The sequence below is a fragment of the Candidatus Binatia bacterium genome (assembly GCA_036563615.1).
Lineage (GTDB): Bacteria > Desulfobacterota > Binatia > UBA12015 > UBA12015 > DATCMB01.
The window spans coordinates 97,542-117,691 of record DATCMB010000006.1 but is presented as its reverse complement, the minus strand read 5'-3'; the positions used below and the strand labels follow the sequence as shown (position 1 = coordinate 117,691).

The following is a 20,150-nucleotide window of genomic DNA, read 5'->3' as shown; positions in this document are numbered from 1 at the left end:
GGGTCCGAAGGACACGCCCGAGGTGCGCAAACCTATACGGCGCTGCAGATCGGGGTGTCAACGACGATATCGTCGCGCGGCTCAGTTGTTCGCCGCGCCCTCCAGGATCCAGTTGCGGATCGCCTCGATCTGATCGTCCGGCAGCGGCGCGCCGTTGTAGGGCATCCGCTCGCCCGCGCCCGTGCCGTCGAGCTTCTTGTAGAGGAAGCTCGCGTCGGGCTGGTACGGCACGATGAACGGACCCTGCTTGCCGTTCGGGCCGTCCGACTCGACGAGGAAGGTGTTGTGGTACGACACCGCCGGCGACAGGACGACGTACTGCGCGCCGTTGCCGTGGCAGACGGCGCTCGTCGCGCACGACTGGTTGTAGATCGGCTGCACGTTGCCCGCGTAGGTCGCCTTGGTGTTGGTCGGCAGCAGGAACGAGCCCGGGATCGGACCGACGTCGACCGGATCGCTCCACTGGCCCGGCCCGCAGGGCGCCTCGGCGCACGGACCCGCCGCGCGGCAGCTCAGGAAGTACTGCGCGTCCGCGGGGTTGGGCGCCTGCTCGACGCGGGTGATGTCGCAGGTGAGGAAGGTCGGCGCGCCGCCGTCGAGCGGGAAGACGTTCCCGGTGACGGTCTTGTCGTCGAGGTTGTAGGTGATGGCCCAGCGCTCGTTGTTGACGTCCTTGCTGATGAAGTAGCGGTTGGACTCCGGCGAGAGCTGGATCCCCGACTCACGCTGCGCCTCGGCCTGCGGCGCGAGCGCGAGAACGAGCACGGCCACGGCGGCCGCGGCGGCGATGCGATAGCGATCGTGATGCGGTTGCATGACTCCTCGTTCGTCCTCCGTTGGCAATGGCACGGCGCCAGAGCCGCGGCCCGTGCCCGCCGGCCCGCGTGGGCGTGATGGCGTCCAACGACATTGGCGGTGGCGGGCCGCAGGTGCAAGCCGGATTCGGATCTCGCTTGCGCGGGATCCGCGCGCGGCCGTAGGACGGTGGGGGCCGACGCGTGCCCGCGCAGCGCGGGCGTCGCCGACGCAGAATGGGGGGAGGCGTATGCCCGAGCGAGCGATCCCCGCGGCGACGTCCGGAGCGCAGGCCCGCAGGACGCGTGCAACGGACGCGGTGCGTCGGCAGGCGCGGCGCTTCGCCTTCGGGACGGTGCTCGTCCTGCTCGCGCTGCTCGCTTCCGACGCGGCGCACGCGACGCCCGAGGCCTGCCAGAGCGCGATCGAGCGCGTCGGCCACCGCTACGCGCGACGCGTCCTGCGCCAGGTCACCGAGTGCTCCGCCGCGGAGCGCATGGAGCCGATCTCGACCTGCCTCGCAGCGCCCGCCGCGGCGAAAGCCCGCACGCGGCTCCGCACGCGCTGGTCGAAGGCGACCGCCACGGTCTGCGCCGACACCGATTTCGCCTCCGACCTCGGCTACCTCGGCACCTGCGCCGCGGCGCCCTCGAGCTGCACCTTCGCCACACCGGTCCTCGACGCGCTCGGACCGCGCAACGACGTCCTCGACTGCCTCGCCTGCCGCATCGAGGAAACGCTCGACGCGGTCGGCGCGAAGCTGCTCGCGAATCAGCCCGTGCGGCACGCCTGCCACGAGACGATCGGCCGCCGCGGCGTCAAGCTGCTGCGCCGGGTGCTGGTCGAGCTGCACCGCTGCCCGGCGCGCAAGGACAAGAGCATCGCCGCCTGCTTCGGCCAGCCGGGCGTCGCGAAGCGGCTCGCCAAGCTGCTCGACCGACGCCTCGCGGCCTGGCGTGCGGCGAGCGTCGCCGCGTGCACGACGAGCCCGATCGACTCGGCGCCGCACTACCCGACGCTGTGCGCGGGGATCGAGCCGACCGTCCTGCCGGCGTGCGCCTTCCAGGCGGCGCCCTGCACGTTCGGCGCGACGCAGCTACTCGACGCCCCCGGCGCGAACAACGACGACCTGCTCGACTGCCTCTCCTGCCAGCTCCAGGACGCAGCGCTCACCGTCGCGCGCGAGCTCTACGGCGCGAACGTGTGCTGCGTGGGCGACGACTGCGGCCTCTTGCGCACGCGTCGGGCCTGCCAGCGCGCGGGCGGCGAGCCGGCCTACTACGGCGTCGCGACGATCCCGCAGTCGATCTTCTCGCCGCACGCGCTCGGGATGGCCGCGGACGGCACGGTCTACGTCGCCGCGACCGGCGACCACAAGATCCTCACGATCTCGCCGCAAGGACAGACGTCGCCGTTCGTGAACTACGGCGCCCCCTACGACGTGAGCGTCGACCCCGCGACCGGCGAGGTCTACGCCGCCGATCGCTGCTCGCACCGCGTGCTCCGGCTGAACGCCAACGGACAGTTCACGACCATCGCCGGCACCGGCGCTCAGGGCCACTCGGGCGACGGCGGACCGGCGACGGCCGCGAAGCTCATGGCGCCCAACAAGTCCGCGGTCGACGCCGAGGGCAACGTCTACGTCACCGAGTCCGCGCTGCTGTCGTTCCTCTGCGGCGCGCCGCCCCAGGCCTCCGAGCGGGTCCGCAAGATCGACCGCAACGGCATCATCACGACGGTCGCCGGAGGGAACGCGTTCGGCGTCGGCGGTCCCGCGGTCGAGGCGACGCTCGGCATCCCGTCGTCGGTCGAGGTCGCGCCCGACGGCACGGTGCTGATCGGCGAGTCCGGGATGCACCGCGTGCTGCGCATCGAGCACGACCAGACGCTGAGCCACGTCGCCGGGCTGTCGATGGGCATCGTCGGCGCCTACGCCGGCGACGGCGGCCTCGCGACGCGCGCCCGCATCCACTCCGCGTGCGGCGTCGCGCAGGGCGACGACGGGCAGGTGTTCATCGGCGACATGAACAACAACCGCATCCGTCTGGTCGACCGCGAGGGCAGCATCATCAGCATCGCCGGCACCGGTCTCGCGGGTCAGACGCTGGGCGCGGACGGTCAGCCGGGGCTGCTGGCGGACGCCGGCTGTCCGGAGGACGTCGCCGTGGCGCCGGACGGTCGGGTCTACTTCGCGTCGCTGACGTCGAGCCGGGTGCGGGTGCTGACGCTCGTGCGCTACTGACGCGCGCCTTTCGCGGCGCGCAGGAATGCGCCGTCGAGCACCCGCCGTCGTCGCGTCGAGCAGACCGCGTCGCGACGGCTCGTCGGACGGCCGCGCGTCACGAGCTACGGAGCGCCGAGGCTACTTCCACCCCGCGACCTGGTAGCCGCGGTCGGCGAGGCACTGGTCGACGTACGCCTTGTGCACCGCGTCCGGCTGCTCGGGCTCCATCCAGCCGAACAGCACGTTCCAGACGACGCCGCTCGCCGCACCCGCCGCCGCGCCCACGCCCGGGCTGCCGCCGATCGCGCCGCCCACCGCGCCGGCCGCGGCACCACCGACCGCACCCTTGCCGGCGCGCTGCGCGGTGTCCGCCGCCCTGCCGCCGCTCGCGGTGGCGCCGGCCTGATCGGCCAGCCGCGTGCACTCCTCGATGTCGCGCTCCGCGCCGTCGCGGCCGACCTGCAGATACTTGTCGTTCCCGTAGAGGATCGGCCGCGCCGACGAGCAGCCGACGAGCACGATCGCGAGCCAGCACAAGAGACGTGGGTGCATGGCCCATCGATCCCCAGCGCCGCGGGCGACTCAAGAGGGATCGCGCACGAAGCGCCGCCGCCGGCCCCTTCAGGGCAGGTCGCGGATCGCGCGCCGCTCCGCCTCGACCTCCTCGAACCACTTGGCGAGCTCGGCCTCCATGCGCCTGACGCGCTCGGGGTGCTGCGCCGCGAGGTCGTGCTGCTCGAGGGGATCGCTCGCGAGGTCGAAGAGCTGCGAGGGCACGTCCGCCGCGGGCACGGGGAGCTCGACCGGTTCGCGCACGATGTCGGTGAGCTTCCCCTCGCGGTCGTACTTGCTCGCGACGTCCATCTTCCAGTCGTCGTCGCGCACCCGCATCAGCTCGTCGATCGCCGGACGCACGAGCTTCCACTGCCCGTCGCGCATCGCGGCGTTGCACTCGAGGCGCGGCGCGTAGCGGTTCCACTGCCAGAAGCGCTGGTCGCACGTCTTGCCGCGCTCGCCGCGAAGGAGCGGCAGCACGTCGATGCCGTCGAGCACGCGGTCGCGCGGCAGCGTGCCGCCGGCGAGTCCGACGAGCGTCGGCAGCCAGTCGGTGAGGTGCACCATCGCGTCGAGCGTGCCGGTGCGGGCGAGGCCCGCCGGCCAGCGCAGCACCATCGGCAGGCGGATGCCGCCCTCGTAGACCAGCAGCTTCGCGCCGCGGAAGCCGCAGTTGAAGCGCCGGGTGTCGTACGGACCGTAGACGCCGAGCTGCGGTCCGTTGTCGCTCGAGAACAGCACGAGGGTGTTCTCGGCGAGGCCGAGCGCGCCGAGCTCCTCGAGGACGCGCGCGATGCCGGCGTCCATGCGCTCGATCATCGCGTAGATCGCGCGCACCGCGGGCGTCAGCTCCTCGCGGTCCTCGAAGCGCGCGAGGTCCTCCTTCGGCGCCTCGAACGGGAAGTGCGGCGCGTTGTACGCGAGGTGCAGGAAGAACGGCTTCGAGCGGTGGCGGCGCAAGAACGCGATCGCCTCCTCGGTGAACACGTCCGTCAAGTACCTGCCGTCGAAGTCGAGCTTCTCGGTCGCCGGCGACGTGCCACGCTCGATGCGCCACTCGAAGTACGGGCTCCAGCCGCCGCAGAAGCCGACGAACTCGTCGAAGCCGCGTGACGTCGGGTGGTGACGCGGGTCGAGCGCGCCGTTGTGCCACTTGCCGACGAGGCCGGTCACGTAGCCGGCGTCGCGCAGCAGCTCGGCGATGGTGCGCTCGCGCAGCGACATGCGGTCGAGCCCGCGCATCTCGAGCGTATCGATCGCGCCGGTGCGGTGCGGGTAGCGGCCGGTGAACAGCGACGCGCGGGCCGGCGCGCACACCGGCGACGCCGAGTAGTGCTGCGTCAAGCAAAGGCCGGTCGCCACCAGCTCGTCGAGCGCGGGCGTCCGAAGCCGCCCCTCGCTGAAGCAGCCGAAGTCGCCGTAGCCCATGTCGTCGGCGAGGATGAAGAGGATGTTCGGCCGATCCCCGCGCCGCGCCGCCGTCCGCACCGTCATGCCGCCGCTTACCCTCCGTTCGCGGCGGGCACGTAAACGCGGCACGGCTGACCGCGCAAGCCGGGGCACGGCGGAAGCTCGGGCGGCGCCTGCACGCTCGGCACGACCGGCAGCACGAGGCGCGACGGGTTCTTGCGGCCGTAGGCGATCTCGTTGCGCACGAGGCCGTCGGTCGCCGGCGTGTCGAAGCGCCAGCGCGTGCGGTCGCCGCCCGGCGCCGCGATGCCGATGCGGATGCGCGATCCCTTCCGGAAGACGTGCGCCGACGCGTAGAGCGGGATGCGCACCTTGACGAACTTGCCGTCGGGCAGCGGCCGAGCGTCGCGCTCGAGGTGCGTGTGGCGCGGGTCGAACGCCGTCGAGCGCGTGCGGCCGAGCTTGCGGTGGCTCGCGCGCAGCCAGCCGCTCTGCACGTAGGTCTCGAGGCCGTCGGGACGGATCTCCGACAGCGTGACCTGCAGGTCGGTGTCCTCCGCGCTCGAGCGCAGCCAGACGTCGACGCTTCCCGGGCCGACGATCGTCACGTCCTGCTCGAGCGGCTCGGTGGCGTACGCGACCGCCGTGCCGTCGACGAACGGACGCCAGTCGTACGGCGGCATGATCTTCCACGAGTCGTCCGCGCCGCTGCCGGGCAGCGTCTGCTGCGGACGCGCTTGCGGGTCCGGGTAGTAGACGTCGACGCCGTCCTCGCCCTTCTTCGGCTTGCGCGGGCTGAGCTTGCCGTTCGGTCCGAACCACCACGCGGTCGCCTTCACCTCGCGCGGCGGCCAGCGCGAGAAGCCCTGCTCGAAGGTCACCGCGGGCAGCCCCGGCGTCGACGAGCCGGCCCCGTTCTCGAACAGGACGCGCACGAACGGATCCGACTCGTAGAGCTTGCGCGCCGCCGCGTAGCTCGTGATCCCGGTGAAGCGGCTCGTCGGCAGCGGCGGGGTCGGCGGGTTGCCGCCGAGGATCTGCTGCAGCACGACCGGCGCGACCAGCGGCAGCAACGCCTGGTTGGGGACGCGCTTCGCGACGTAGAGCTCGAGGAACGCGTGCCACGGCCACAGCACCTCGGGCTCGAGCGGGCTCGCGTGCACGCCGTTCAGAAGATGGAGCTTGACGTCGCGGCGGCGCGGCAGCTCCGACAGCATGCTCGCGAAGCCAGGTCCGGTCTGCTCGTCCTGCCAGGTGCTCGAGAACAGCACCGGCACGCGGATGTTGCGCACCCAGGTCGCCGGCGAGCGCCGCTCCATGATCTCCGGCGTGTAGTACGGGTAGCGGCGGGTGAGCTCGGCCGGGTCCTCGGTCTGCAGGCGCAGCTTCTGGTTCTCGAGGCAGACGGTGTCGCCCTGCTGGACGCGCCGGATCGCGTAGGCCTGCCCGCCCTCGGGCGCCGGACGCGCGTCGAGCGCGCGATCGCGCAGCCACGACTGCGCGAAGCCGTTGTTGAAGATGCCGCCGGGATAGCCGGGCGACTCGTAGATGTCGGCGATCACCGCGAGCGGCGCGATCGCGGCGAGGTGCGGCGGACGCGCGCCGGCGACGAAGAGCTGGCTGATCCCCGAGAACGAGATGCCGACCATGCCGACCTTGCCGTCCTTGACCCACGGCTGCGCGGCGACGGTCTCGATGACGTCGTAGCCGTCCGCGGTGGTCGGCAGGTCGAAGAGGTCGAAGACGCCGCCCGAGCAGCCCGAGCCGCGCATGTTGACGCCGACGGTCGCGTAGCCGAGCACGCCCGCGAGCAGCGACACGGGCTCGGTGCGATCGGGATCGGCGATCGCGTAGCCCGAGTACTCGACGACGGTCGGGAACGGTCCGGGGCCGGCCGGCAGCCGCACCATCGCCGCCAGCAGCGTGCCGTCGCGCGTCTGGATGTAGTTGAAGCCCGGACGCAGCACCTGCTTGCGGTAGAAGCTCGGATCGGGGTGCTCGTTGAAGCGCAGCACGCGCGCGACGACCGGCGGGCTGCCGTCGCTCGCGCGCACCGTGTACTGCTCGCCCTGCTCGAGCTCGCGGAAGAGGAAGCTGCCGAAGCGGTCCGTGACGCCGCGCTGCTGGTTGCCGCGTCGGTCCTCGAGCACGAGCTCCGTGTCGGGCTCGGCGCCGGTCACGGCGATGATCCCGATGCCGGGCTTGACCTCGATCGCCTGCGCCGAGAGCGGCGCGACGAGCAGCAGGAAGACGAAGGACGAGAGCAGGAAACGACGTGACACGTGGATCTCCTGGGATGGGGGATAGAGAGTGCCGTGTCGTCTAGACCACGGCACCGACCCCTGTCGACCCGGGAATCGCTCGTCGGCCCGCCCGCGGAGACGGTCGCTCGGTCAGGCCGCGGCGGCGACGCGTCCGTTTCCGTCTCGCCCCCGGACGCCGACGCGTGGTAAGCGCGGTGGATCGCGAGGAGGCGCGCCCATGATGCCCGACAAATTTAAGATTGTCGTCGCGCTGCTGCTGTCGTTCGCTGCGTTCGCGTCGTGCGGCGACGCTTCCACGAAGCCCGGCTCGGGTCCCCTGCCGGGCGAGGGGGAAGCGTTTCCCTTCCAGATCAACATCCTGGTGAACGGCCTCTCGGGCTCCGGAGGCAACGCCACCCTGACCTTCGACCAGCCGCTCGTGATGGATTCCGTCCAGGGCAACATCGTCCAGGTCACCAACGTCACCGTGGGCGCGAACGGCGGCGCGACCTTCCTGAGCAACTCCGTGACGTTCTTCGCCGCCGGCTCCGGGACGCTCGACGTGTTCGCCGCGGCCGTTCTGCGAGCGAGCGACGTGGTGAGCGGCACCGCGTCGTTCGACGGCCCGACGGTGACGATCACCGTCAACGACGACGACTACCCGATCCAGCCGGGTCGGTTCAGCATCCCGATCCCGTAGCCCGAGCGTGCGCGCCGGAGCGCGCGCGCGACGCGCTCGAGCGCTGCGGCGACGGCGACGCTGACGCTCTCTGCGCGCGCACGCCGGATCCAGCGCGCGCGCGCGGCGCACGGGCGTTGCGTCCCGCGCGGGGCGCGCGTATCTGTGGCGCCGTCGCCGCAGGCTTTCCGCTCGGCGAGGGGGGCTTCGCCATGCAGCAGCGCATCGTCGACGCCGACGGCCACGTGCTCGAGCACCCGACCGCGATGCTCGACTACATCCCCGCCAAGTACCGCGAGCAGTGCTTCCACATCGAGACCCGGCCCGACGGCAGCGAGTGGCTGCACTTCCAGGGTCGCGTCACGAACGCGAACTTCATGGCGCTCGCGGGAACCGGCGGGCTGTCGCTCGAGGACCGGCTGCGCGCGCAGCGCGGCGAGCTCAAGTACAGCGAGGTGAAGCCGGGCGCGTTCCGTCCGGACGAGCGCCTCAAGGAGATGGCGAGCGACGACATCCAGCAGGCGGTCGTCTACCCGACGCTGTTCCTCGGCCTCTCGGGCTTCAAGGACCTCGACTTCGCCGAGGCGCAGGGCGACGCCTACAACCGCTGGCTTGCCGACTACTGCCGGCACGCGCCGACGCGGCTGTTCGGCATCGCGTCGATCGTCCAGACCGACGTCGACCGCGCGGTGCGCATGGCCAAGAAGGCCAAGGAGCTCGGGCTGGTCGGCGTCTTCCTGCGGCCGAATCCTTCGGTCGACGGCAAGTTCTTCTGCGATCCGGTGTACGACCGCCTGTGGGCGACGCTGCAGGACCTCGACCTCACCGTCGGCTTCCACCCGTACCTCGCCAACGACCTGCCGGGCGCGTGCCGCGACCTGGGCTTCGCGAAGTTCGTCGCCCCGGGCGCGCGCGGCATGTACGACGCGAGCCGCGAGGCCGAGATGACCGGCATGGTCGGCATCCAAAACATCTTCTTCACGCAGGCGCTGTCGAACGTCTTCGACATGCAGACGACGCTGACCATGCTGATCTGCGGCGGCACCCTCGAGCGCTTCTCGAAGCTCAAGGTGATCTTCCTCGAGGCGAACGGCGGCTGGATCGTGCCCTGGCTCGAGCGGCTCGACCACCACTTCGAGATCTTTCCGTGGGACGTGCCGCAGATGAAGATGAAGCCCTCGGAGTACTTCAAGCGGCAGTGCTGGATCTCCTTCGACCCCGACGAGTCGACGCTGCGCTTCACCGCCGAGAGCCCGCTGGTCGGCGCCGAGCGCATCATCTGGGCGAGCGACTACCCGCACCCCGACGCCAAGATCCCCGGCGTCATCCGCGAGCTGCGCGAGGCGATGTACGGCCTGCCGCCCGCGGCGCAGGAGCGAATCCTCGGCCTCAACGCCGCCGAGCTGTACTCGCTGCCGCCGCCGCAAGCCGCCTGAACGCCGACGCGTCCCTGCGACTCGCTCGCCACATCGTGACTCGACGGCGGCGGCGCGCTTCGGCAGAACACGTAGGATGATCCGACGGCTCCTCGCCGCCGCGCTGCTGCTCCTGGTCGTCTCGACCACGGCGGCCGCGCAGCAGCCCCCCAACATTCTTTTCATCTTGACCGACGACCTGAGCCCGCGACTGATGTCGTACCTGCCGCGGCTGCGCGAGATGCTGGCCGAGCCAGGGCTCGAGCTCGGCATGGTGGCGACGACGCCCGTGTGCGCGCCGTCGCGGGTCAGCATGCTGACCGGCCAGTACGCCCACAACCACGGGATCACGGGCAACTTCCTGAAGCCGTTCCACGCCCGCGGCGGCGAGTACGAGACCTTCGCCACCTGGCTGCAGCGCGCGGGCTACACGACCGGCTACTTCGGCAAGTACGTCAACGGCTACGGCGGCAACCTCTCCTACGTGCCGCCGGGCTGGGACCGCTGGACGTCGGGCATCCGCATGCTGCACCGCGCCGACTACCACGTGCTGCGCGAGAACGGCGAGGTCTCTCACGTCCAGCGCGTCTACGACGTCGATCTCTTCGCCATCGAGACCGCGCGCTTCCTCGCGAGCGCGCCGGAGCCCTTCCTCGCGGTGTGGGCGCCGCTCGCGCCGCACGGCCCGTTCGCGTCGGCCAAGCGGCACCGGGGACGCTTCGACGACCTCGAGATCAAGTGGCCGCCGTCGTTCTCCGCCGACCGCGACGAGGTCGGGAAGCTCGTGCGCACCCGGCTCGAGATGATGCTCGCCGTCGAGGAAGGCGTGGAGATGCTGCTCGACGTCCTCCGCGAGCGCGGCGTCCTCGACCGGACGTACGTCTTCTTCACCACCGACAACGGCGTCTTCATGGGCGAGCACGGCCTCGACGCCGGCAAGGGCCAGCCGTACGAGGAAGCGTCGCGCATACCGCTCTACGTGCGCGGCCCTGGTGTGCGGAAGGGACGCAGCGACGCGCTGGTCGCGTCGCAGGACATCGCGCCGACCTTCGCCGAGCTCGCCGGCGTGCCGGTGCCCGACAGCGTCGACGGACGCTCGATGGTGCCGCTGCTCTCGGCCGAGCCGGAGATGCCGTGGCGCGACCGGTTGCTGCTCGAGTTCTGGGCGCTGCAGAAGCACCTCGTCTGGAAGGGCCTGCGCACGAACGACGTCAAGTATGCGCGCTGGAACGACGGGCCCTGCATGGTGTTCGACCTGATCCGCGACCCCGACGAGATGCACCCGCGCCCGTGCGGACCGGAGGACGAGGTCTACGCGCAGACCGTGAAGAAGATGTCCAGGTGCCGTGGACGCGCGTGCAGCCTGCTCGAGGGCGGTCTCGTCGGCAGCGCGGCGGCGCTCGAGCAGGGCCTCGACGTCGAGCGCGCGGTCTGCGCCGAGCCGGCGCTGATCGCCGCGCCGCGCGCCACGCGCGCGCCCACGCTGCTGCCGGCGGCCTCGCCGCCGTCGTGAGACGCGAGCGCTCGCGGCGGACGGCGGCTTTCGGCGAGCACGCCGACGAGATCGTCTACACCGCCGAGAGCAGCCTCCGGCATCCGGGGCGGCTCGCGCGCGAGATGCTGGGCGCGGTGCGCGCGTCGCGCTCGCTCGCCTGGCAGCTCGCGCTGCGCAACCTGCGCGCGCAGTACCGCCAGTCCGTGCTCGGCGTCGCCTGGGCGTTCATCCCGCCGATCGTCCTCGCCGCGGGCTTCACGCTCGCGAACCGGGCGAACGTGATCCGGGTCGGCGCGACCGACATCCCCTACCCGGCCTACGTCATGTTCAGCACGACGCTGTGGCAGACGTTCGTCGAGGCGATGAACGGACCGGTCGCCGGCGTCTCCGCGGCGCGCGTGATGCTCGCGCGGGTCAACTTCCCGCGCGAGGCGATCGTGCTCGCGAAGCTGATCGAGATCGGCTTCAACCTGCTCGTCAAGCTGGTGCTGGTGACGGCGCTGTTCTGGTGGTTCGCGGTGCCGGTCGCGTCGACGGTCGCGCTCGCGCCGCTGGCGCTCGCGAGCCTGGTCCTGTTCGGAACGCTCGTCGGGCTGTTTCTCGCGCCGCTCGGGCTGCTCTACCGCGACGTCTCGCGCGGGCTCGCGCTCTTCACCGGCACCTGGTTGCTCTTGACGCCGGTCGTCTATCCGGTGCCCGAAAGCGGCACGTTCGCGACGCTCGTGCGCTGGAACCCCGTGACGCCGCTGCTCGTGACGACGCGCGAGCTCGCGACCACCGGCGTCGTGTCGGATCCGCTGCGCTTCGCGGTGGTGACGGCCCTTTCGCTCTGCGGGCTGCTCGTCACCTGGGTCGTGTTCCGGCTCGCGATGCCCTTCGTCGTCGAGCGGGTGGGGAGCTGATGGCCGCGCCGACGCTCGAGATCGACGGCGTGTCGAAGAAGTTCTGCCGCGCGCTCGACCGCTCGCTGCTCTACGGCGTGCTCGACGTGGTCGGCGAGCTGACCGGCGGACGGCGCCACCCCGACCGGCTGCGCACCGGCGAGTTCTGGGCGGTGCGCGACGTCTCGCTGCGCCTCGAGCCGGGCGAGGCGATCGGCCTCGTCGGCTCGAACGGCGCCGGCAAGACGACGCTCCTGCGCATGATCGGCGGCCTGATCCGTCCCGACACCGGCAGGATCCGCATCCGCGGCCGCGTCGCGCCCCTGATCGCGCTCGGCGCCGGCTTCGATCCCGTGCTGAGCGGACGCGAGAACATCTTCGCCAACATGGCGATCCTCGGCGTCTCGACGGCGGAGGTGCGCAAGCGCCTCGACTCGGTGATCGCCTTCGCCGAGCTCGCGGACGCGATCGACGCGCCCGTGCAGACGTACTCGAGCGGCATGGCGGCACGGCTCGGCTTCGCGTGCGCCGTGCACACCGAGCCCGACCTGCTGCTGATCGACGAGGTGCTCGCGGTCGGCGACGCGCGCTTTCGCCGCAAGTGCTTCCAGCGTCTCGCGCAGCTGCGCGAGCGCGGCACGGCGTTCATCCTGGTGTCGCACAACCCGCACGCGGTGCTGAACGTCTGCGAGCGCGCGGTCTACCTGCGCGCCGGCGAACTCGTCTGCGAGGGACCGACGCCCGAGGTCCTGCGGCGCTACGAGGAGGACGACGTCGGCGCGACGCTGACCGGCGACGGCCGCCTCGACCTGCCGCCCAAGCCCGACGCCGAGAGCCTCGGCGTCGACGTCGAGTCGGTGTGGTTCACGGACGAGAGCGCCGCGCCGCTGCGCGGACCGGTGACCGGACGTCCGGCGACGCTGTGCGTGCGCTGCCGCGTGCGGCGCAACGTCGCGGACGGCGCGATGACGGTGATCATCAGCGGCATGGGCGACGCGGAGCGCGTGCTGCACCTGATGTCGTCGGCCGACGGACGGCGGCTGGCGCTCACCGCGGGCACGGTCGAGCTGCGCATGCACTGGCCGTGGTGCGGGCTCGTGCCGGGGATCTACAGCGCGCGCATCCTCGTGCGCGAGGGGATGACGCCGCTCGACACGGTCGAGTCGTTCCGCTTCACGGTGCGCTCCGACGAGGTGATCGGGCGGAGCCTCTACCACCAGCCGCGCGCCTGGTCGGTGGTCCCGGTCGAGCGCTGAGCGTCTCTTCGGGAGCGCGCGGGTCGCGCGGGCGACGCGGCGTTCGCCAGGGTGCTGCGCGCCCACGGGTTCGCGCCCGCGCGCGACGTGGCACGGCTGCCAGAGCTGCGCGTTCGCCGTAGCGAAATCCCTCGCCGCGCGTCGCGCCGCGGAAAGCTCCCGGAAAATCGGCCCGTTCGCGGCGTCCGCGTGGGGCAGGACGCCACCGTCCGGGCGAGATCAACGAGCTTCGAGCGGCGCGCCCCGCGGGTCCCGGAATTGCTCTTCCCGCGCGCGACCTCGCCCACCGCACGGCACCTGAACGTCTGCTCGCACGTTCGCACTTCTGAGAGATGCGCGGCGGGAGAAGCCGTCGCGAAGAGGGACGGAACGCATGTCAAGGACCACTTTCGCCATCCTGCTCGCCACGGCGACGCTCGGCGGCGGAGCGATTGCCCACAGCGCCCACGCGGCCGACCAGCTCGTGCCGGGCGCGCGGCTCGTCATCACCAACAAGCTGCCGGACCAGGAGAAGCGCAACCGCATCGTCGTCACCGGACGCAGCGACTCGGTCTCGATCCAGCCGCCGGGCAGCGCGGGCGACCCGACCTGCAGCGGCGCCGGCGGCGGCGGCGGCCGGCTCATCGTGCGCAGCGCGCTGACCGGCGAGACCCACGTCACCGACCTGCCGTGCGAGAACTGGACGGGACGGAAGACCGGGAGCTGGCGCTACAACGACCGCGAGATGGATCAGGGGACCTGCAAGCGGGTCGAGATCCGCGGTCAGCGCACGGTCCGCGCGCTCTGCTACGGCCGCGGCCCGACGGTCCTCGACTTCGACCTGCAGCCCGGCGTGCGCCAGGATCCGATCGACGTCGTGCTCGAGGTCGGCACCGCCCCCGAGCGCTACTGCATGCGGTTCGGCGGCAAAGTGGGCAAGGACGGGTCGAACGGCAAGATGTTCACGGCGCGCAAGAGCCCGGCGCCGAGCGCCTGCCCGGACGACCTGCCCTGAGCGCGACGGCGCCCGCGCCGGACGGCACCATCAAGCCTAGAATCCGCCGCGCGGCGTAGCGCGGGCCTCGGCGTCGTGGCACGCGGGGCTTCGAGCGGCGAGCGCCGGGGCGTCAGGCGGCGCCCCAGCGCTCCTCGCTGAGTCCCCAGAAGCGCGCCGCGTTGTCGCACACGATCTTGCGCCGCTCGACCTCGGGCACGTCGGCGAACAGCGAGTCGATCACGCGCCGCGAGTACGGCCAGTCGTTGCCGTGGTGCGGGAAGTCGGTCGACCACGCCATGTTGTCGACGCCGACCTGGTGGCGCACCGAGACGCCGTTGCGGTCGACGATGAAGGTCGCGAGCCAGTGGTCGCGGAAGTAGTCGCTCGGCACCTTCTTCAGCTTGGTGCCCGCCCAGAAGCGGTTCCGCCAGTAGCGGTCGTCGGTCATCTCGAGGAAGTGCGGGATCCAGCCGACGCCCGTCTCGACCGCCGCCATGCGGAGCTTCGGGAAGCGGTCGAACACGCCCTGGAAGATCATCTCGGTGATGAGCGGCATGGTGAGCGAGAACGCGGTCGCGCCGATCGCCACCGCCGCCGGCTTCGAGGCCGGCGTCTTGGTCTGCTGCGCGGCGAGCAGCAGGTGGATCGACACCGGCATGTCGAGGTCCGCGGCGCGCTCCCAGAACGGATCGTCCTCGGGGCGTAGGTTGTCGCCGCCCGACGGCCACGCCGAGATCGCGACGCCGCGGAAGCCCTCCTTCTTCGCGCGCTCGAGCTCGGAGACGGCGGTCTCGATGCCGACGTTCGGCATCTGGAAGATGCCGATCAGGCGATCGGGGTCCGCGGCGCAGAAGCCTTCCTTGAGCCAGCGGTTGTAGGCGCGGATGCCGGCCAGGTGCGCGTCGACGTCCTTGTTGCGCATGAAGGTCAGCATCGCGCGCTGCGGCGGGTAGAGCATCTCGGCGTCGACGCCGTCGACGTCCATCACCTTCAAGCGCTCGGCGCCGTCGTAGCAGGACGGGTGGATGGTCTCGCCGTAGCGGGCGCCGGTCCACTTGAGGTCCTCGGGACGCGTCCCGACGCAGGTGACGAGGCCGAGCGGCTCGGGCGTCGAGGCGCCCATGTAGAGCCAGGCGTGCCCGCCGGCGCCGTCGTCGACCAGCTTCGGCGCGGTGTCGAGGTACTTGCGCTCGAGCCACTTCTCCCACAGGTCCGGCGGCTCGACGGTGTGGGAGTCGGCCGAGATGATCCTGTAGTTGCGTCGCGCGGCAGCCATCGCAGGAACCCTCCTGCGGCGGTTCTACGACGGCTCCGCGGTGCTTGGCTAGAGCAAACGCTCGATCGGACGTCGCGCACCTCGGGACGGTCCGCGAGCGCGCTCCGTCCGCGCCGTCCAACGGACGACGGCGTGCGCGGGCGACCTCCGTCGCCCCGCGCACGCCGCCCCCGTCACGTCAGGCCGTGCGACGTCTCAACGTCACGCGGCGTCCGGCACGACGCCCGCGGTGTCCGGCTCGGTCACCGGCTGCCGCGCGACGTACGAGTGCCCGGTCCACAGCCCGGCGACGAACCAGACCAGCGCGCCGACACCCGTCAAGAACACGACGTCGCCGACGATCCGCGCCCAGCGCAGACCCTGGAGGAGCGGCAGCTGCAGCAGGTCGGCGCTGCGCGCGTACCACAGACCGTGCTCGAGGCTCGCCCACGCCTGCACGAGGCCGATCGGCAACAGGCTCAGCAGCACCATCAGCGCGAGCCCGACGTTCATCGCCCAGAAGGCGTACGCGAGCGCGCCCTCCTTCCACTCGCCCGCGGGACGCAGGCGACGCAGCACGATCAGCACGAGGCCGAGCGCCAGCAGACCGTAGACGCCGAACAGCGCGGTGTGCGCGTGCACCGGGGTCGTGTTCAGACCCTGCATGAAGTAGAGCGCGATCGGCGGGTTGATCAGGAAGCCGAACACGCCGGCGCCGACCAGGTTCCAGAACGCCACGCCGACGAAGAAGCGGATCGGCCAGCGGTAGCGCTCCATCCACGCCACGCGACGCTCCATGCGCAGCGTGCCCCAGGCCTCGAGCCCGATCAGCGCGAGCGGCACCACCTCGAGCGCGCTGAAGCTCGCGCCGACCGCGAGGATCGAGACCGGCGTGCCGCTGAAGTACAGGTGGTGGAACGTCCCGGGGATTCCGCCAAGCAGAAAGATCGAGGTCGCGAGCAGGACGCCGCGCGCCGCGCTGCTCGGACGCACGAGACCGAGCCGGGTGAACAGGAAGGCCATCGCCGCGGTGGCGAACACCTCCATGAAGCCCTCGACCCACAGGTGCACGACCCACCAGCGCCAGTACTCCATCACCGACAGGTGGGTGCGCGCCGAGTAGAACAGCCCCGCGCCGTAGAACAGTCCGATCGCCGCCGACGCGCCGGCGAACAGCGCGACGATCGGACGGATCGCCTCGCGGCGCGCGAGCGCCGGAGCGAGGCCGCGCAGCATCAGCACGAGCCACAGCACGAGCCCGACGTAGAGCGCGATCTGCCACGCGCGTCCGAGGTCGACGTACTCGTAGCCCTGGTGGCCGAACCAGAAGCCGGCGTCGAGGCCGAACACCTGCTGCACCGACAGCCACTCGCCGGCGAGCGAGCCGAGCACGACGACGAGCAGCGCGCCGAACAGCACGTTGACGCCGAGCCGCTGGAAGCGCGGCTCGCGGCCGCCGACGGCGGGCGCGAGGAACAGCCCCGCGGCGAGGAACGCCGTCGCGATCCAGAACACCGCCGTCTGCACGTGCCAGGTGCGGGTCACCGCGTACGGCAGCCAGCGCGCGAGCGGGATGCCGAACAGCGCCTGCCCCTCGACCGTGTAGTGCGCCGTCAGAACGCCGAGCAGCACCTGCAGGACGAAGAGCCCGATCACCGTCAAGCACAGCTTGGCGACCGCACGCATCGACGGCGTGAGCGCGATGCCGTCGAGCGGATCCTCGGTCGGCGGCGCCGGCAGCGGCTCCTCGCGATCGCGGAAGGCCTTGTACCAGACGAGGGCGCCGATCCCGGCGACGAGCAGCGTCACGCTCAGCACCGACCAGAGCACGTTCGCGCTCGTCGGCCGGTTGCCGACCAGCTCCTCGTGCGGCCAGTTGTTGGTGTAGCTCGCCGTCGAGCCCGGGCGCTCCGCCGCGCAGGCCCACGCGGTCCAGAAGAAGAACGCCGCGAGCTTCTCGCGCCGCTCGGCGTCGGGCACCGCGTCGTCGTGCAGCGCGTACGCCTCGCGCAGCTCCTGCAGCGCCGGGTCGTCACCGAAGAGCGCCGTGTAGTGGCGCGCGACCTCGCGCATCACCGCGGCGCGGTCGGCCGAGACCATCAGCGTCCCGGTCTCGGGGTCGTAGCGGTTGGTGCGCATCTCGCGGCGCAGACGCGCGCGCAACGCTTCCTGCGTCGCCTCCGGCGCCGCCGCGAACTCGACGCCCGCCTCGGCGCGGCTCCAGCGCTCGAGCAGGCCCGTCGCCTCGCGGTGCAGCCAGTCGGCCGACCAGTCCGGCGCCTGGTACGCGCCGTGCCCCCAGATCGAGCCGACCTGCTGACCGCCGACGCTCTGCCACACCTGCTGGCCGTCGAGGATGTCGTCGCGCGTCATCAGGACCTCGCCGGTCTCGCTGAGCACGCGCTCGGGGATCGGTGGTGCTTGACGGTAGACCTCGCGGCCGAAGAAGCCCAGCACGAGGAACGTGCCCAGCACGGTCGCGGCGAGGACCAGCCAGTAGCGCTTCAAGTTTTTCATGATCTCCACCAGTGGGGTCAGGCGCGCAGGGCGCGCGGGAAGAGGACGTTGTTCTCGAGGTGGATGTGCTCGAAGAGGTCGGCCTCGAGCTGCTCGAGGCCGAGGTAGAGCGCCTTCCACGACGCGCACGCCTCGGGCGGCGGGACGAGATCCCCGGTGAGCTCGCGCGTGCGGCGCAGGGCGTCACCGTGGCCCTCGTGCTCGAGCGTCATGATGCGGATCGGCATGCCGGCGCTCCGACCGCCGCCGCGCAGGATGAGCGGGAAGAGCACCTGCTCCTCCTTCATGAGGTGCGCCTCGAGGTCGTCGGCGGTCGCGGCGAGGTGGTCCGCGAGCCCGCGCGGACACGACGGCTTGTCGCCGTGCACCCGCTCGACCTTGCGGGCGAGCTCGACGAGACGCGCGAGCTCGGGACGCAGCGGCTCGTGGAAGCGGTCGAGGATGTGATTGACGAGCTCCTCGAGCGGCCGCTCCGCCCAGCGCTCGGACGGCTCGGTGGCGGCCGCCGACTCGCGCTCGATCTCGGCCGCGACCGCGCTCGGATCGAGCGCGCGCGCCGCGCAGGCCTCGGCGAGCGTGCGGCCGCCACGGCAGCAGAAGTCGAGCGCGTGACGGCGGAAGACGCGCGCCGCGGCGGGCAGGCTGCTCGCGAGCTCGGCCAGGGTCGATTGCGAAAGGTCCATCATGCGTTGCCTCCGTGGCGCACCGGGGTGCGCGACCCTCGGCAACGCAAGATGCTGGCCTTATAGATCAGCTCGCGATCATTGGGTGTTTTCTAATGATGTCGTGATTCTCACACGCATTCGATGTTGCAGGATCGACAACGGCGTAGTTAGCTGCACAACGTGACCGACCTCGAGCCCATCCTGTCGATCGCGCTCGACCTGAGCGCGTCGCTCGGCAGCGCCGACCGCTACCGGCGCCTGCTCGAGGCGGTCCGCCAGGCGATCCCGTGCGACGCCTCCGCGCTGCTGCGCGTCGAGGGCGACGTGCTGGTGCCGATCGCGGCGCACGGCCTCACGCCGGACGCGATGGGACGCAGCTACCCGCGCGCCGACCACCCGCGGCTCGACGTCATCTGCAGCGCCGACGCCCCCGTCCTCTTCCCGCCCGACAGCCCGCTGCCCGATCCCTTCGACGGCATGCTCGCGCGCGACGCCTCGGCGCTGCGTCACGTGCACGCCTGCCTCGGCTGTCCGCTGCGCGTCGAGGGCGAGCTGGTCGGCGCGCTGACCGCGGACGCGCTCGATCCCGACGCATTCGCCGGGCTCGACCTTCGGCTGCTCGCGTTTCTCGGCGCGCTCGCCGGCGCGGCGATGCGCACGAGCAGCCTGATCGAAGCGCTCGAGAACGCGGCCGCGCACGAGGGGCTGGTCGCGCGCGAGCTCGTGCGCGACGCGCAGGAGCGCGAGGGCCAGCTCATCGGCACGAGCGAGGCGATGATGCGGCTGCGGCGCGAGATGGAGCTCGTCGCGAGCTCGCAGCTCACCGTGCTGATCCTCGGCGAGACCGGCGTCGGCAAGGAGCTGGTCGCGCGCGGCATCCACGCGGCGTCGCACCTGCGCGACAAGCCGCTGATCCACGTCAACTGCGCGGCCCTGCCCGAGTCGGTCGCCGAGAGCGAGCTCTTCGGCCACGTGCGCGGCGCCTTCACCGGCGCGACGTCCGACCGCGCCGGCAAGTTCGAGATCGCGCGCGGCGGCACGCTGTTCCTCGACGAGGTCGGCGAGCTGCCGCTCAGCGTGCAGCCGAAGCTCCTGCGCGCGCTGCAGGACGGCGAGATCCAGCGCGTCGGCAGCGACCGCACGCTGCGCGTGTCGACGCGCGTGCTCGCGGCGACGAACCGCGACCTCGAGAGCGAGGTCGCGGCCGGACGCTTCCGCGCCGACCTCTACCACCGCCTCGCGGTCTACCCGATCCGCGTCGCGCCGCTGCGCGAGCGGCGCGAGGACATCCCGATCCTGGCCGGCTACTTCTGCGACCTCGCGCGCCGCCGGCTCGGCGTCGGTCCGGTGCGCTTGACGCGCGCGGCACACCTCGCGCTCGCGCGCTACGCGTGGCCGGGCAACGTACGCGAGCTGAGCAACGTGCTGTCGCGCGTCGTGCTGCGCGCGTCGGCGACCGTGCGGCGCGGCGAGCCGATCGTGATCGACGCGCCCGCGCTCGGACCCGAGCTCGCCGAGCTCGGCACCGGCGACGTCCCGACCACCGCCGACGGCGTCGCGCTCGCCGCGGCGGCGACGGTCGAGCCCGGGATGTCGCTGCGCGAGGCGGTCGCGGAGTTCCAGCGCGAGATGATCCGTCGGGCGCTCGCCGCGAGCGGCGGCAACTGGGCGGCGGCGGCGCGGCGCCTGCGGATGGACCGCGGCAACCTGCACAACCTCGCCCGCCGCCTCGGCCTGCGCTAGAGCGCTGCGCGGGAAGCGCTCGCGCTGCGCTGGAGCGCGGC

General features: G+C 71.9%; 15 protein-coding genes. 8 read left to right on the top strand and 7 right to left on the bottom strand.

Annotation, left to right across the window (positions count from 1 at the left end):
• Positions 1-81 precede the first annotated feature (81 nt).
• Positions 82-816, bottom strand: coding sequence for a hypothetical protein (locus VIS07_03455; GenBank protein HEY8514552.1), 735 nt, complete (start codon positions 814-816; stop codon positions 82-84).
• 298 nt (positions 817-1,114) lie between these two features.
• Between VIS07_03455 and VIS07_03450 the strand changes: the two genes are divergently transcribed.
• Positions 1,115-3,037 carry a hypothetical protein gene (locus VIS07_03450; GenBank protein HEY8514551.1) on the top strand — a complete coding sequence of 641 codons (1,923 nt, stop codon included), beginning with the start codon at positions 1,115-1,117 and terminating at the stop codon, positions 3,035-3,037.
• Between the two features lie 120 nt (positions 3,038-3,157).
• Here the strand turns inward: VIS07_03450 and VIS07_03445 are convergent, their stop codons facing one another.
• The 3 genes from VIS07_03445 to VIS07_03435 all read right to left on the bottom strand — a co-directional run bounded on the left by VIS07_03445 (position 3,158) and on the right by VIS07_03435 (position 7,266).
• Entirely contained in the window at positions 3,158-3,571 is a 414-nt protein-coding gene (locus tag VIS07_03445) for a glycine zipper family protein (protein ID HEY8514550.1), read from the bottom strand.
• Between the two features lie 69 nt (positions 3,572-3,640).
• Positions 3,641-5,068 carry a sulfatase-like hydrolase/transferase gene (locus VIS07_03440; protein ID HEY8514549.1) on the bottom strand — a complete coding sequence of 476 codons (1,428 nt, stop codon included), beginning with the start codon at positions 5,066-5,068 and terminating at the stop codon, positions 3,641-3,643.
• A gap of 8 nt (positions 5,069-5,076) precedes the next feature.
• Positions 5,077-7,266 (bottom strand): CocE/NonD family hydrolase, encoded by a 2,190-nt coding sequence (locus tag VIS07_03435; protein ID HEY8514548.1) that lies wholly within the window; start codon positions 7,264-7,266, stop codon positions 5,077-5,079.
• A 199-nt stretch (positions 7,267-7,465) separates the two neighbouring features.
• On the opposite strand from VIS07_03435, the gene VIS07_03430 reads away from it, so the two are divergent.
• From VIS07_03430 to VIS07_03405, 6 genes are all read left to right on the top strand, one after another.
• Positions 7,466-7,927 carry a hypothetical protein gene (locus VIS07_03430; protein ID HEY8514547.1) on the top strand — a complete coding sequence of 154 codons (462 nt, stop codon included), beginning with the start codon at positions 7,466-7,468 and terminating at the stop codon, positions 7,925-7,927.
• A gap of 191 nt (positions 7,928-8,118) precedes the next feature.
• Positions 8,119-9,342 (top strand): amidohydrolase family protein, encoded by a 1,224-nt coding sequence (locus VIS07_03425; protein ID HEY8514546.1) that lies wholly within the window; start codon positions 8,119-8,121, stop codon positions 9,340-9,342.
• A 76-nt stretch (positions 9,343-9,418) separates the two neighbouring features.
• Positions 9,419-10,834, top strand: a complete 1,416-nt coding sequence (locus VIS07_03420) for a sulfatase (protein HEY8514545.1) — start codon at positions 9,419-9,421, stop codon at positions 10,832-10,834.
• Positions 10,831-11,718, top strand: a complete 888-nt coding sequence (locus VIS07_03415) for an ABC transporter permease (protein HEY8514544.1) — start codon at positions 10,831-10,833, stop codon at positions 11,716-11,718. The genes VIS07_03420 and VIS07_03415 overlap by 4 nt, the downstream gene beginning before the upstream one ends.
• Complete coding sequence (locus tag VIS07_03410) at positions 11,718-12,953, top strand: polysaccharide ABC transporter ATP-binding protein (GenBank protein ID HEY8514543.1); 1,236 nt, start codon at positions 11,718-11,720, stop codon at positions 12,951-12,953. The genes VIS07_03415 and VIS07_03410 overlap by 1 nt, the downstream gene beginning before the upstream one ends.
• Positions 12,954-13,326: 373 nt before the next feature.
• Positions 13,327-13,947 carry a hypothetical protein gene (locus VIS07_03405; protein HEY8514542.1) on the top strand — a complete coding sequence of 207 codons (621 nt, stop codon included), beginning with the start codon at positions 13,327-13,329 and terminating at the stop codon, positions 13,945-13,947.
• A 112-nt stretch (positions 13,948-14,059) separates the two neighbouring features.
• Here the strand turns inward: VIS07_03405 and VIS07_03400 are convergent, their stop codons facing one another.
• The 3 genes from VIS07_03400 to ytfE form a co-directional block, all read right to left on the bottom strand.
• Positions 14,060-15,205 carry an amidohydrolase family protein gene (locus VIS07_03400; GenBank protein HEY8514541.1) on the bottom strand — a complete coding sequence of 382 codons (1,146 nt, stop codon included), beginning with the start codon at positions 15,203-15,205 and terminating at the stop codon, positions 14,060-14,062.
• Between the two features lie 201 nt (positions 15,206-15,406).
• On the bottom strand, positions 15,407-17,701 hold the full coding sequence (locus VIS07_03395) for a nitric-oxide reductase large subunit (protein HEY8514540.1): 2,295 nt from the start codon (positions 17,699-17,701) through the stop codon (positions 15,407-15,409).
• A 17-nt stretch (positions 17,702-17,718) separates the two neighbouring features.
• Positions 17,719-18,384, bottom strand: a complete 666-nt coding sequence (gene ytfE, locus VIS07_03390) for an iron-sulfur cluster repair protein YtfE (GenBank protein HEY8514539.1) — start codon at positions 18,382-18,384, stop codon at positions 17,719-17,721.
• 162 nt (positions 18,385-18,546) lie between these two features.
• On the opposite strand from ytfE, the gene norR reads away from it, so the two are divergent.
• Positions 18,547-20,109, top strand: a complete 1,563-nt coding sequence (gene norR, locus VIS07_03385; GenBank protein ID HEY8514538.1) for a nitric oxide reductase transcriptional regulator NorR — start codon at positions 18,547-18,549, stop codon at positions 20,107-20,109.
• Positions 20,110-20,150 lie beyond the last annotated feature (41 nt).